This window comes from Streptococcus sp. 3.1, from assembly GCF_016648915.1.
Classification (GTDB): domain Bacteria; phylum Bacillota; class Bacilli; order Lactobacillales; family Streptococcaceae; genus Streptococcus; species Streptococcus salivarius_E.
This window is the reverse complement of record NZ_JACLQV010000009.1, coordinates 80895-94112: the sequence shown is the minus strand read 5'-3', so window position 1 is coordinate 94112 and position 13218 is coordinate 80895. Positions and strand designations below refer to the sequence as shown.

General features: G+C 40.9%; 11 protein-coding genes. 6 read left to right on the top strand and 5 right to left on the bottom strand.

What is annotated here, in order from left to right:
* Window positions 1-84: 84 nt before the first annotated feature.
* Window positions 85-2352, bottom strand: coding sequence for a Xaa-Pro dipeptidyl-peptidase (locus tag H7U02_RS06810; RefSeq protein WP_110981245.1), 2268 nt, complete (start codon window positions 2350-2352; stop codon window positions 85-87).
* 120 nt (window positions 2353-2472) lie between these two features.
* Here H7U02_RS06810 and gla point away from each other — a divergent pair, with 120 nt between their 5' ends.
* Window positions 2473-3339: an aquaglyceroporin Gla gene (gene gla, locus H7U02_RS06805; RefSeq protein WP_037602504.1), complete on the top strand. Its 867-nt coding sequence runs from the start codon at window positions 2473-2475 to the stop codon at window positions 3337-3339.
* Window positions 3340-3428: 89 nt separating this feature from the next.
* Here gla and H7U02_RS06800 read toward each other — a convergent pair whose 3' ends face one another.
* Window positions 3429-4100, bottom strand: coding sequence for a CPBP family intramembrane glutamic endopeptidase (locus tag H7U02_RS06800; RefSeq protein ID WP_081371120.1), 672 nt, complete (start codon window positions 4098-4100; stop codon window positions 3429-3431).
* Between the two features lie 173 nt (window positions 4101-4273).
* Between H7U02_RS06800 and H7U02_RS06795 the strand changes: the two genes are divergently transcribed.
* The 3 genes from H7U02_RS06795 to H7U02_RS06785 are packed head-to-tail and all read left to right on the top strand — an operon-like array spanning window position 4274 to window position 6634.
* Window positions 4274-5029: a CppA family protein gene (locus H7U02_RS06795; RefSeq protein WP_022495893.1), complete on the top strand. Its 756-nt coding sequence runs from the start codon at window positions 4274-4276 to the stop codon at window positions 5027-5029.
* On the top strand, window positions 5029-5976 hold the full coding sequence (locus H7U02_RS06790; RefSeq protein WP_110981246.1) for a serine hydrolase domain-containing protein: 948 nt from the start codon (window positions 5029-5031) through the stop codon (window positions 5974-5976). Before H7U02_RS06795 ends, H7U02_RS06790 begins: the two co-directional genes overlap by 1 nt.
* Entirely contained in the window at window positions 5960-6634 is a 675-nt protein-coding gene (locus H7U02_RS06785) for a hypothetical protein (protein WP_110981247.1), read from the top strand. Before H7U02_RS06790 ends, H7U02_RS06785 begins: the two co-directional genes overlap by 17 nt.
* A 16-nt stretch (window positions 6635-6650) precedes the next feature.
* Here H7U02_RS06785 and H7U02_RS06780 read toward each other — a convergent pair whose 3' ends face one another.
* From H7U02_RS06780 to pflB, 3 genes are all read right to left on the bottom strand, one after another.
* On the bottom strand, window positions 6651-7103 hold the full coding sequence (locus tag H7U02_RS06780) for a GNAT family N-acetyltransferase (protein WP_037611921.1): 453 nt from the start codon (window positions 7101-7103) through the stop codon (window positions 6651-6653).
* An 85-nt stretch (window positions 7104-7188) separates the two neighbouring features.
* Complete coding sequence (locus tag H7U02_RS06775; RefSeq protein WP_110981248.1) at window positions 7189-7971, bottom strand: carbonic anhydrase; 783 nt, start codon at window positions 7969-7971, stop codon at window positions 7189-7191.
* A 263-nt stretch (window positions 7972-8234) separates the two neighbouring features.
* Window positions 8235-10547: a formate C-acetyltransferase gene (gene pflB, locus H7U02_RS06770; protein ID WP_049553862.1), complete on the bottom strand. Its 2313-nt coding sequence runs from the start codon at window positions 10545-10547 to the stop codon at window positions 8235-8237.
* A 267-nt stretch (window positions 10548-10814) separates the two neighbouring features.
* Between pflB and dinB the strand changes: the two genes are divergently transcribed.
* Window positions 10815-11921: a DNA polymerase IV gene (dinB, locus tag H7U02_RS06765; protein ID WP_110981249.1), complete on the top strand. Its 1107-nt coding sequence runs from the start codon at window positions 10815-10817 to the stop codon at window positions 11919-11921.
* Between the two features lie 116 nt (window positions 11922-12037).
* Entirely contained in the window at window positions 12038-12928 is an 891-nt protein-coding gene (locus H7U02_RS06760) for a peptidase (RefSeq protein WP_073689435.1), read from the top strand.
* Window positions 12929-13218: the final 290 nt, after the last annotated feature.

Below are 13218 nucleotides of genomic sequence, written 5' to 3'. Positions count from 1 at the left end.
ATGGGACTTTTTGTGTACACTTAAAAAGCTCTATAATCTCTACAGTGGTTTTACCCACTACAGAAATTATAGAGCCATAAAAAGCTAATAAGGCAATGTCATCTGACTTTGGCTTAGGTCCACAGTTAATTCGTAGTCACTATTGTCACGAATGGTGTGCTCAAAGTCTGTGGTATAGAGAACAAGTCGGAGTTTGTCGCCCTTGTTGAGTTTGTAGATGGTTGGTTGCAAATCCAAACCGATAGTCATCCATTCATTTGGAGTGACATCCTCAATGGTGAGGAGGTCTTTACGATTTTGCAGGTTAAGGTGTCCCTTGGTAATGACACGGTATTTTGCCTGCTTGAATGGCAATTCACGTAAGGCTTCTTCCTTGAATAGACGGCCGTTATCTAGATTCATGCGTTTGAGTGCGGGAATAGGTGCGAGATACTTCTTGTCACCGATTTCTAGAACTTGGGCCGAAATGAGACCACGGTTTGTGTTAGACTTAACCTTGAGCTCTAGGTGGACACGACCATTGATTTGGATATCTTGGTCCAGTTCAAAGTCCAAGGTGATGGCGTTGGCTTTGTCTGCAAAGAGGTCATCCTTGAAGCTTTGGTAAGCTTTACCGTATTTGGTGAAGGTTTCCTCTTCATAATGGTTAGCGATGCTAGCTTCAGTCTCACCAAACTGAATGTTTTTACCATTGTCGTGTCCAAAGTTATCGAGGACTTCCCAGGTCTGTTCAGACTGGTTATTTTGCCAGATAACAGTAGGCAGTGTGTAGCCATTCTCCAAACCAAGGAGTTTCTGACAAATCAAGGCGTTCATGCTTTCTCGGAAGTCAATAGACTGCCAAGCATTCATGTAAACGTGGGCACCATTGTGGAAGAAGAGGTGTTTTTCAAGAGTGTCAGGAAGAGCATTGAACATTTGATAGACGTTAATCGGTTTGACGTTCCAGTCTTGGCTACCATGTGTAAAGACAACAGTAGCTTTAACACGGTCTGCGAACTGCACATAGTTACGGTCATGCCAGAACTGGCTATAATCACCATGCTTACGATCAATGGCTGTGCTTAGTTCTTTGAGGTAGGCTTGGTAGTCTTTTTGGTGGCGTAGGTATTCTCCAGCTAATAGGGCACGAGAATAGGTAAATTCAGTCAAGGTGTCGAGATCTTCACCAGGGTATCCTCCAGGACTGACGAGGAGTCCATTTTCACGATAGTAGTCGTACCAAGAAGAAATACCTGCTTCAGCGATGACCATCTCCAAACCGTCGACACCAGTTGTAGCAAGGGCGTTGGACATGGTACCTAAGTATGAAAGTCCGGTAGTAGTCACCTTACCAGATGCCCAATCTGCAGTGATGGTATGCTGTCTACTACGGCTAGTAAAGGCGCGTGCACGACCATTGAGCCAGTCGATGACAGCTTTATAGGCCAGAACCTGTTGATAGTCTCCAGAGGTCATGAAACCTTCTGAGTTGAAGGTACCAACACCGGATACATAGATAGAGGCCACACCACGAGCTAACATGTAATCGTTGAGTGTGTAGGTATCTGTGTGAGCAAAACGCTCCTGAGCTTTTGTGACAGGATTGATAGGCATAAGGTCTGCCTCTGGTACCTTGATTTCAGGTTGTCTAAGAGAGATTTCACCTGCTGGTTTGACGAGCAAGTCTCCCTCCATCTTGTGGGTGAGCTTATCTGAAGCAGGCTCATTAGTCCCTTGTTGATAAGGACTTGCGGTCATCATGGCTGGAACTGGGAAGTCTACATTAGGACGTAAGATAGTCACCTTGACCAAGTCTAACTGCCCGTCTTTATCAGTATCTACAGGTGTTTCGACATAAACCACTTCACGGTGAAGCTGATTAGTGTCAAATGTTGCTAAGCTCTTACCATTAAAGAAGACGTAGTCATTACTTACAGGGATTAAATCCTGAGCTACTAACTGATCAATTAAGGTATTGCCAGACTGTGTGCGTGTCGCCAACAATTGATGCAGGTTGTTAAGACTACCATCAAAAGTGATTGGAAAGGCCATTTTCTCTAGGAAAGCCGCACTGTCTGTAAAGTCCACATTAGGGACAAATCCTAGCAGTTGAAGAGCCACCAAACCAAAGACATCAGCAGTCAAAGAACGGTCTGATTGGAAGAAGGTTAGGAGGTCAGTCTCTGAATCAGCAATCCAATTTTTCAAAGCCAAATCAGTATCTTCAAAGAAAAGGAAGTGCTTGCGAACAAAGGCTTCAAAATTGGCTTTGGCACTAGCATCTAGAGAGACTTCAAAGCCCAAAGAACGGAGTTCCTGACAAGCTATTTCAGGACTAACAGGGATGTAACTAAACTGGTTAAATTTCATATTTAAAAACCTCAAAAATAATACGTAAACATTTCAGAAATATCTTTACATCAGACATTATACTTGATAAAATGATAGATGTCTAAATTATTGTAAAATCGAAAGGAAATAAAGAGACAAATGAATGATTTTCTAAAAGAAGCGTTCACCAGTGAATGGGTTTTGAAATACCTCACTGAGTTTATCGCGACTGCTTTTCTTGTAGCACTTGGTAATGGTGCTGTTGCCAACGTTGAGCTTAAGGGAACAAAAGGTAACAAATCTGGTTGGATTGTAATTGCCTTTGGTTATGGTTTTGGTGTTATGATGCCAGCCCTTATGTTTGGTGATGTTTCTGGTAACCACATCAACCCTGCCTTCACACTTGGACTTGCTGCATCTGGCTTGTTCTCATGGGTAGGTGTTCCTGGATACCTTATTGCACAACTTCTTGGTGCCTTTGTAGGTCAAGCTATCGTGGTTTGGGTTCACCAACCTTACTATGTACAAACTGAGAACCCTAACAATATTCTTGGTACCTTCTCAACGATCTCAGCAGTTGACGATCATGATGATACTCCAGAAAATCGTAATCGTGCATGGGCTAACGGTTTTGCCAATGAGTTTGCAGGTTCATTCCTTCTCTTCTTTGGTGCCCTTGCCTTGACTAACAACTACTTTGGTCACAAATTGGTCTCACAAGCAGTCCAATATGGGTATGATAAAGAAGCTGTAACAGGCCAAATGGCGAATGGATCTCTTGCTGTAGCTCACATCGGTGTTGGTTTCTTGGTTTGTGCCTTGGTTCTATCATTTGGTGGACCTACAGGACCAGCCCTTAACCCAGCCCGTGACTTGATGCCACGTCTTCTTCACCACATCTTGCCAACATCAGTTCTTGGTGAGCACAAAGGTGATTCTAAATGGTGGTATGCTTGGGTTCCAGTTGTAGCTCCAATCCTTGCAGGAATTTTGGCTGTATACTTGTTCAAAGCCCTCTACCTTTAATCAATAACAAAAAATCTGAAGTTAGTGCTTCAGATTTTTTTACGCTAAAAATTTTGAAAGTAGCAAAAAAACTGAGAAAGTTTTCTCAGTTACATAGGAGTAGTTATAACTAGGATTGTAGCACCTAAGGTGAAAAGATTCCATAGGACATGAAGTGAGATAGCAGCTGATAGATTTTCTCTTTTTTGGTAAATCATAGAGAGAGACAAGCCCATTCCAATATAAAGGAGGAGGTGGGCAAGGTTGGTAGGCATATGGAATAGGCAAAAGAGACCAGTACTCACTAAAACAGCAACTGTCGAATAAGGAGCCAGCCAAGAGAAAATCCACTTGCGAAAGAGTAGCTCTTGTAAGAAGGCTGTGGTCATCATGCCAATGGCTACTGGTAGGATAGGCGTTGTCGTAAGAGTTCTTTGAAGTTCTGCATGGTAGTTGGTGTGAGTCAGTAGCATAAGATTGCTCCCAATAACTCCCATCAGAAAAATAAGCACAAAGCCCCAGATAATAGCTTTAGTATCCTTTCGGTCTAGTTTAAAGCGAGTAAGCAAACCTTCATTTTTAGCCCAAAGATAGGTAATGTAAAAAATAATGAGATTGACAGCGATAATTCCCCAGCTTTCAAGGCTAGTGAAGGTCAACCCAGTCTGATTGTTATACGACGTTGTCATACCTAAAGCCAGGTTTGGGATAGCTATCATCAGCAGTAAAAAGAGTCCCTGATAGGTATGTCTAAACGCCAAATGATTGACGAGAGTTTTCATAGTCTCTATTATACTCTAAAATGAGGAAATAGCTAGTCCTAAGGTAAATATAATATAATGATTTTCATAATTTATGTGAAAGAATGTGAAAAAATTACAATCCTGTTTTTTCTTAGGAAAATCCTTGTCACACAGGCTCTTTTCGGATAAAATATAAAAGAATGGAGGTTGTCATGACGCAATCAGGGAATTTTAAGTTTCACACACCAATCTTTCGTGTGAATAACAGACAAGAAAATATTGATTTTTACCAAAATACATTAGGATTTAAGCTTTTGACTGAGGAAAATGCCCTTGCTGTCTTCACAGATTGGACAGACCGTAACTCACTTTTTGTGATTGAGGAGTCACCAGCTTACCGTTGCCGTGCGGTTGAAGGCCCTAAGAAAATTAATAAAGTGGTTATCAAGGTTTCAGATCCACTTGAGATTGAGTACCTTTTGGCGCGTGATGATCACCAAGCCAAGGCTATTTTCCAAGGGGAAAAAGGGTATGCTTTTGAAACAATCTCACCTGAGAATGGTCTTATTTTGATGCATGCCGAAGATGACTTGTCTACTCTCAAGACAGTTGAATACGCAGATGTTGAAGAAAAAGAAGATTTCAAAGGAGTGTCAGACTTTACGGTCGAGTCTTTGACCTTGAACGTTGTTGATACAGCTCAAGCAGCTTTCTTTTACGACAATCTTTTTGGCGAAGAATTGCCTTTGTCTATCCACTTTGAGAAAGCAGAAGGTCCTGACCTCCAAGTGAGTCCAGACCAGACTTGGGATTTGGAAATTCTAGAATTTAAGGTAGCTGAAGACTATGACTTGGTTGCCTTGCATGAGAAACTTGAAAAGGAACAGTTCTCAAGTTATCTAGATACTAAAGAAAGCCTACTCGCACTGACTGATATGAGTAATATTGAGGTTTGGCTAACAAAATAATGACTAATTTTAAACAAACATTGTCAACAATTACAGACTACATCAAGGCTGACATCTTCCCGGGTGCCAGCCTTGCACTTTATGACGGACAAGATTGGCAGGAGCATTATCTAGGAACTCAGGATGGAAATATTCCGGTAGTTCCAGGACTGACCTATGATCTAGCCAGTGTTTCCAAGGTGGTAGGAGTAGGGACCCTCTGTCTTTTCTACTTGCAGATGGGAAAATTGGACTTGGACGAGAAACTATCGACCTATTATCCTGCAGTAGTGGATAAGACGCTAACCCTTCGTCAGCTTCTTTCTCATAGTAGCGGCATTGATCCTTTTATTCCAAACCGTGATGAGTTAGACCAAGCTGGCTTGATTTCTGCTATTAATGCCATCAAAGTTAAGGATGATAAACCTTTCTTGTATACCGATATTAATTTTATTCTCCTAGGCTTGATGCTTGAGAAAGTCTCTGGACAAACACTGGATAAGCTCTTTGACAGCGAGATTTTTCAGCCGTTTGGTATATCTGAAACACGGTTTGGGCCAGTTGAGGTTGCTGTTCCAACTGTTGAGGGAATTCCGGGAGGAACTGTTCACGATCCCAAGGCTCGAGTGCTCAAAGAGCATACAGGTTCAGCAGGCCTCTTTTCAACCCTAAAGGACTTGGAAATCTTTGTTGACCATTATTTGACGGATGATTTTGCTAAAAATCTGACGCAGAATATCAGCCAATCCAATAAGGAACGTAGTGTCGCTTGGGACCTCCAAGGCGATTGGATTCTTCATACTGGTTATACAGGTACCTTTGTGCTTATCAATATCCCAGCTCAACGTGCAGCTATTTTCCTCAGTAATCGTACTTACTACAAGGATGAGAGAGCTCAATGGATTAAAGACAGAGATGTTTTAATTGAGATAATGAAAAAGGAGCTGATTCGTGAAACGGTCGAGTAGACATTCTAAGGAAAGCAAACTTGTCCCTTGTTTTTTGAGTCTCCTCTTTTGTGTGCTTAACGGGAGTAGTATCTTTGTCTGTGGTATGTGTTTTGGGGTGATGGTCGACTTGTTGGCATTTGATAAAGATTCCTTCTATTTAGGTGTTCTTGTATTTTCTTGTATAGTAGTCCCTATAATCGCTTCTTCTTATATCTTGATAAGAGAGATACTATACAAATTGATTCATTGCCTTGGTTATCGTGCCCAACCTGATTTGAAAGTCATTCGTATGAGGAGAGGATTTGATATTCACTTTCCTGTATTTGAAAAGTACAGTCAGGACTATAAGTTACTCTACAAGAAGCGTTCCAAGAAGCTTCAAATAGGGTATTTGCTTATATGTTTAGGATACTTTAGTGGACTTAGCCTTATAATGATTACCTTTACAGTTCTATTGAGAGGACTGTTTGAGCTCCTAGAACTAGAATCAAAACTGTCATCTTCTGAATATAAACAATTTCTTGGTTTTTTGGTCTGCATGGGAGTGTTTGTCCTTCTTTTTAAAGGGCAGAAATACTGGAAAAAGATCGTAGAGACATTAAAGAAAAGAGAATATGTATCAGTTCTTGCTGTCGAGCATGGTTATCCTATATTTGCGACAAAAGAAGAAGCTTAAGCAGTAGGTCAACTGCTTAAGCTTTTTTACTTAGTAAGGATTTTTCAACAGTAATGTGTTGGATACCAGCTTCTTCAAAGATCTTACCGACTTCTTGATAGCCATTGTTGCGGTAGAACTTAAGTGCACCGAGTTGAGCATGGAGAGAAATAGTCTGGAAGCCTTGTTCTTGTGCAAAATCTTCAGCTTCTTTTAGGAGAATGCTCCCCAGACCTTGACCTTGGTAGGCATCGAGTACCGCCATACGTTGGAGCGTAAGCTGAGTCAAGTCTTTATTCGGTAGTAGGCGTACGGTTGCTGCTGCCTTGCCTTTGTCATCATATAGAACAAAGTGGATGCAGTAGGCTTCATTCGCATCAATCTCGATGGAGCGAGGAACACCTTGCCCCTTAACAAAAACAGTGTTTCGGATGGCTACGGCATCGAGGTAAGTTTCTGAGAGTGTATCTCTTGTATGTTTGATAATCATAGGGCAAGTGTAACAAAGTCTATAACTAATTGTCAACGAAAAAAAGCCCGATGCGAGGAGTTATCATCAAGCTTTTTATCTTGCTTTATTCTTTAATTTGTCGACCGTTTGTATCTTGGATAGGGCGGTTATTTTCAAATCCAAGGGTTTGGGTGAATTTTTCCACTTGTTCCTTGCTAACGGTTTCTTGATTCTTGAAGACAATCCAGTTAACACCCTCAGTACATGGCGGTGTTGTCAAGGAACCTTCGAAGTTGTAGTAGTCCTTGTCTTCAGGATAGAAATCATATAGTGAGATAGCCTGAGGAAGCTCAGTTTCTGTATTGGCCGCCTGAGGCATTTTATCCCATATTTGTTTTAAGGCTTGATTTTCATCGCCATAATTATAGAGAACCGAGACAACTGTGATTTTCCCATTATCTGTCTTATAGACGAAGTGCCCCTCTAGAGGATAAGTATGACCATCAATTTCATTCTCACTAGGTGCGTGAAAATGGAACTGCTGTAATTTATAGACATCATCACCAATCGTTAGGGTATTCTTTGGATTTTTAAAGCTGACTTCAATCGTATGCCCGTTATTTTCAACTTGAGCTTCTGATTCTTGATTATTAAGGTTTAGTTCTGGAAGATCAACGTCCTCAGCACCGGTGATATTGATCGGAGATTGTTCTTTACCATTTTTGCTGAGTTCATAATCTTTAGAAAGGTCACCCCAATGGTCTGGACCAGTAGAGCCAGTATAACCCCATTGAACGTCCTTGGACTTTGAGTTTTTGGTTTTTGTCTCGGATTGGCAGGCTACGAGTAGGACTGTACTTGCTACGAGAGCTACTAATCCAATTAGCTTAAAACTTTTCTTATTCATCTTTCTTCCTTGTACTCTTTTATTTTATTGTCATACTAGTTGACCTGTTATTTGTAAACTAGCAGTTAGACAGTGATAGAGTGTCATTTCTCTGAGGTGCTTCTGAGAGTGAAGTGTTTGGAGAAACCAAACGGAAACGCTTTTATTTTATAGCTTATCTTATAAAAAGTCAAATGTAAATGATAGTAGTTTTAGAAAAATGTAATGAAAACTAGTTTTTTGCAAAAATAAAAGAACCCGCTATTGCGAGCTCTTTATTTGTTTTATCCCAAAGCGTCGTCCATTGAAAGAACTTCGTGGAAGACACGTTGTGTCAATTCAGTTTTTTGTTCTGGAGTGAGGTATTTAGTGTTTACACAGTATCCAGAGATACGTACGATAACATCTTCACCGCTCATAATCTTTTCGTAAACGTCTGACAAGTCCATAACGTTCAAGTTAACGTGTTGTCCACCGTTTTCGAAGTATCCGTCAAGGATAGTTACGAGGTTGTCAACTTGTTCGTCGTGAGTCTTACCAAGAGCACGAGGTGATACTTGAGTTGTCAATGAGATACCATCAGCTGCGTAACCGAAGTCAAGGCTTGCAAGTGAGTTCAAGTTTTGCAACCATCCACCTTTAGCTTTGTTAGATGGGTTAGCACCTGGTGAGAAGAATTCCAATTTAGACAAGTTCACTGAACCATCTTCGTTGAGGTATACCCCTTTGTGAACTGGAGAGTTACCAGTTTGTTTAGAGTAAGCAACGTTAGAAGTGATTGTAAGAAGTGAAACTGTAGCTTCTGCATCTTTGTAGAGTTTGTGGCTACGAAGACGAGTAGTGTAAGCTTCGATCAACCATTCTGCCAATTCGTTTGAACGTGGGTCATCTTCACCCCAACGTGGGTATTCACCGATTGTTTCGTAGTCGTAGATGTAGCCATCTTCGTCACGGATTGGTTTAACTGTAGCGTATTTGATTGCTGACAATGTATCGACAGTATTTGCGAAACCACAGATACCGAATCCCATGTTAGCACGTTGTTTAGTTGGCAAGAAGGCCATTTGAACAGCTTCGTAGTTGTACTTATCAGTCATGTAGTGGATGATGTTAAGAGCATCTACGTAAGTGTCAGTCAACCAGTCAAGAGATTTTTCGAAGTTAGCTTTAACAGTGTCAAAGTCAAGAACTTCGTCACGAACTGGTTCGATGTCAAATACTTTATAGTCTTTATGAACATCGTCGTAACCACCGTTCAAACCAGTAAGAAGGGCTTTAAGCACGTTAACACGAGCACCGAAGTATTGGATGTTGTGACGTTGTTCTTCGTTTTCTGGGTCAAGTGGTGATACACAACATGAGATACAGCTCATTTCACCGTATCCGTCTTTAGCCATAGTAGTCACACCTTCGTATTGGATAGAAGAGTGTTTGTGGCTCATGTGCATACAGTAGCGACGGAATGAGTAAGGCAATTTGTCAGTCCAAAGAACTGTCAAGTTTGGTTCTGGAGAGTTACCGATATTGTCAAGAGTGTTCAAGAAACGGTAGTCCATCTTAGTAACACGGTGACGTCCGTCAGCACCCATACCAGCCATAGAAGTTGTGATGAATGTTGGGTCACCTGAGTACAATTGGTCGTAAGCTTTTGTACGAGCAAACTTAACTGTACGAAGTTTCATAACGAAATCATCAACGAATTCTTGGATTTCTGATTCAGTGTAAGTACCACGAGCAAGGTCACGTTCTGCATAGATATCAAGAACGATTGGCACACGTCCAAGAGATGTAGCGGCACCGTTGATCACACGACATACTGCCATGAAGGCGATGTTTGTCCATTGGATAGCTTCTTTAGTATCGAAGGCTGGGCGACGAACATCTACACCGTAAAGGTCACCAAGGCGAACAACGTCTTGAAGTGCTTGGTATTGAAGGTTAACTTCTTCACGAAGACGGATAGTTTCTTCGTCGATTTCTTTGATAGCATTCCAGTCGTTAACTTTTTCTTGCATCAAGTAGTCAGCACCGTAAAGGGCAAGACGAGCATAAACCCCGATGATACGTCCACGTGAGTAAGCATCTGGAAGACCAGTAACTGTGTGAGCGTGACGTGCACGACGGATGTTTGAAGTGTAAGCACGGAAGATACCATCGTTAACTGTAGTTACGTATTTTGTGAAAATTTCGTGTACAGCTGGATCTGGTTCATAACCGTGTTCTTTCAAAGCAGTTTCCGCCATACGGATACCACCTTTAGGCATGAAGTTCAATTTGAAGAGCTCATCATTTTGGATACCATAGATAAGTTCATCTTCTTTTGAAATGTATCCTGCGTCAATGTCAGCGATTGAAGTTGGACGAGTATCCATTGGGAAGCGTCCTTCAGCTTCATAGCCTGCTTTAGTTTCATCTACGATTTTTTTAATTTTTAGAGAGCGTTCAGTTGGTCCTGCAAGGAAGCTTTCATCACCATCATAAGGTGTGTAGTTTGCTTGAACGAAACGTGAAACGCTAGCTTTTTCTTTCCAGTCAGTTCCTTTAAAGCCTTCCCACGCTTTTTCAAAAACATCTGTGTTAGTTTTAACCGTTGCCATAGTTTGGATCTCCTATAATTCTAGTAACAAAATCATCTGTTACATTCTCTAGAAGTATTCTATCACACAGTAACCGCTTACACAACTTTAAAACTGTGTTTTTAGAGACATTCTTTTATAATACAGTTTTGAAAACGACAAATCTGTATTATAAATTTCTGTTTTTTGGTAGATTTTGGTATCATAAGGGGAGAATGCTTTGTAGTCCCAAAGTTTTATGTGAAAAGCTTTACAATGAGATAAATCTGAGAAAGGAGGCAGGGAGCCATGTTAGAGTTTCCTCTAATAAATGATATCAGTCGGAAAATCATCCATATTGACATGGACGCCTTTTTTGCTCAGGTCGAGATGAGGGATGACCCCAGTCTTAAGGACAAACCGGTTATTATCGGTCACGATCCTAGAAAAACAGGGGGACGTGGTGTGGTATCAACCTGTAATTACGAGGCTAGAAAATATGGTGTCCATTCAGCCATGTCTTCTAAGGAAGCCTATGAACGTTGTCCAAATGCTGTCTTTATCTCAGGAAATTATAGTCATTACCGAGAGGTAGGAATGCAGATTCGTGAGATTTTTAAACGCTATACCGACTTGGTAGAACCTATGTCTATCGACGAAGCCTATCTTGATGTGACGCTAAATAAACTTGGTATCAAATCGGCGGTTAAGGTAGCCAAACTTATCCAGTATGATATCTGGCAGGAACTTCACCTGACTTGTTCAGCAGGCGTTTCCTACAATAAATTTATCGCCAAACTAGCTTCTGATTTTCAAAAGCCTGCTGGTTTGACGGTGGTGCTCCCAGAGGAGGCTCAGGAATTTTTGGAAAAGCTACCTATTGAAAAGTTTCATGGGGTGGGTAAAAAGTCAGTTGAACGTCTTCATGACATGGAAATATACACCGGTGCCGATCTTCTGAAGATTCCTGAGATGACGCTGATTGATCGTTTTGGACGTTTTGGATTTGATCTCTTCCGAAAGGCTAGAGGGATTTCCAATAGTCCTGTTAGGCCCAATCGTGTCCGTAAATCTATCGGAAGTGAGCGAACCTACGGCAAGCTTCTTTATAATGAAGATGACATCAAGGCTGAGTTGACTAAGAATGCTAGGCGGGTAGCTGAAAGTGCTCAGAAAACTAAAAAAGTCGGTCGAATTATTGTCATCAAAGTCCGTTATTCGGATTTCTCAACCTTAACCAAGCGTATGACCTTGGACAAATCGACCCAGGATTTCGACACCATCGAAAGGATTGCTCATACCATTTTTGATCAACTGGAGGAAAATAGCAGTGGTGTTCGTCTCTTAGGTGTTACTCTGACAGGTTTGGAAGACCAAGAGGGCAGGCAGTTAGATTTGGATGATTTGGAGTCATGATATAAAAACAATATAATAGGTAGAGTTTTGCTTCATACCCTGAAAAGTGACCTTGAAGAATCATCAGACCTATGCTATCTTAAATAGTAACCAATAGAAATGAGGGAATAATCTTAATGAAAAAAGTTTTTACTTATCTGGGCTTGATTTTAGCAACCTGCTTGGTTCTTGTAGCCTGTGCTTCCAATAAACCAGCTGAGAAGAAAAAGGCGACACCAACTCCGACAGAACGTGCCAAGGCTGATGCGACAGTTTTAATTGATACCATGCTTGGAAAATCTAGTAACGGTTTTTCAAAACTCTACGGTGAAAATTACGAAACCTGGACTGAAACGAATGTCTTTGAAAAACAGGTTGCAGACACTATTGAAGAGAAGGGGTATACACCGGAAGAAAAGTATACGTTTAAATACATTGAAGGCTATGATGCCAAGACTCCAACTCAAGTACTTTCTAAGTTCCTTAAGGTCCGTCGTAATATGATTGGTAAGATTCAGGACTATAAGCTGAAGGATGTCAAAGTTAAGGGAAATGATGCGACAGTTACCTTTACTTCACGTTCTGTTAGTGCCTATGGAGCTGCAGCTGCTGTTCGTACTCTCCTTATGAGTCTCTATGACAACGACATAGACAAGTTGAAACAATGGAATCAAGCTGATAACAACGATGTGGAAAAAGGTAAGGCCAAAGATCTCACAACGAAATTCCTTTATGGTGAAAACTTTAACGGTGATTTGACGCAATTTAAGGACATTGATAAAGAAATATCCTATACACCTTTGACAGGTGCTGATAATCTGGAAAAGACCTTCAAGCTTACCAAAGATGATGGTGGAAACTGGACTATTTCTGTAGAAGATTATAAAGAGCTTGCCGAAGCCTTGGTCGACCATGATGAATCAGGAAGCAGAGCCGTTTACGCCGAACGCATCCATAAGAATTTGTCAGACTATCAACCTGAAGATAGTAGCGACTCAAGCAGTAAGTCATCATATAAGGATAAGTAGTGTTTTAGCAAAGATTGATTTTATCTATCACCGCCCCCAGCCCCTGGCTGGGGTTTTCTAATACCCAAATCCTAATAATTTTGTCCCTCTCATAATGTCATGAAAGCTTATTTTCCATGGTATAATGGATATTGTAGTCTGTATTCAGAATATTTCGATAAATGATTTGTCGAGTATTTTGGAAAGAATAGGTTGTGACGGTGAACTCTCATATATAGGGTATAGAGTTAGCCACATTATTTATTTTACGTGAAAGAAGCTAAGAAGTATTTGGAGGAATTGGATTGATA

Coding starts and splice junctions, on each gene's coding strand:
- H7U02_RS06810 (WP_110981245.1), bottom strand. CDS start 2,352: ATGAAATTTAACCAGTTTAGTTACATCCCTGTTAGTCCTGAAATAGCT.
- gla (WP_037602504.1), top strand. CDS start 2,473: ATGAATGATTTTCTAAAAGAAGCGTTCACCAGTGAATGGGTTTTGAAA.
- H7U02_RS06800 (WP_081371120.1), bottom strand. CDS start 4,100: ATGAAAACTCTCGTCAATCATTTGGCGTTTAGACATACCTATCAGGGA.
- H7U02_RS06795 (WP_022495893.1), top strand. CDS start 4,274: ATGACGCAATCAGGGAATTTTAAGTTTCACACACCAATCTTTCGTGTG.
- H7U02_RS06790 (WP_110981246.1), top strand. CDS start 5,029: ATGACTAATTTTAAACAAACATTGTCAACAATTACAGACTACATCAAG.
- H7U02_RS06780 (WP_037611921.1), bottom strand. CDS start 7,103: ATGATTATCAAACATACAAGAGATACACTCTCAGAAACTTACCTCGAT.
- H7U02_RS06775 (WP_110981248.1), bottom strand. CDS start 7,971: ATGAATAAGAAAAGTTTTAAGCTAATTGGATTAGTAGCTCTCGTAGCA.
- pflB (WP_049553862.1), bottom strand. CDS start 10,547: ATGGCAACGGTTAAAACTAACACAGATGTTTTTGAAAAAGCGTGGGAA.
- dinB (WP_110981249.1), top strand. CDS start 10,815: ATGTTAGAGTTTCCTCTAATAAATGATATCAGTCGGAAAATCATCCAT.
- H7U02_RS06760 (WP_073689435.1), top strand. CDS start 12,038: ATGAAAAAAGTTTTTACTTATCTGGGCTTGATTTTAGCAACCTGCTTG.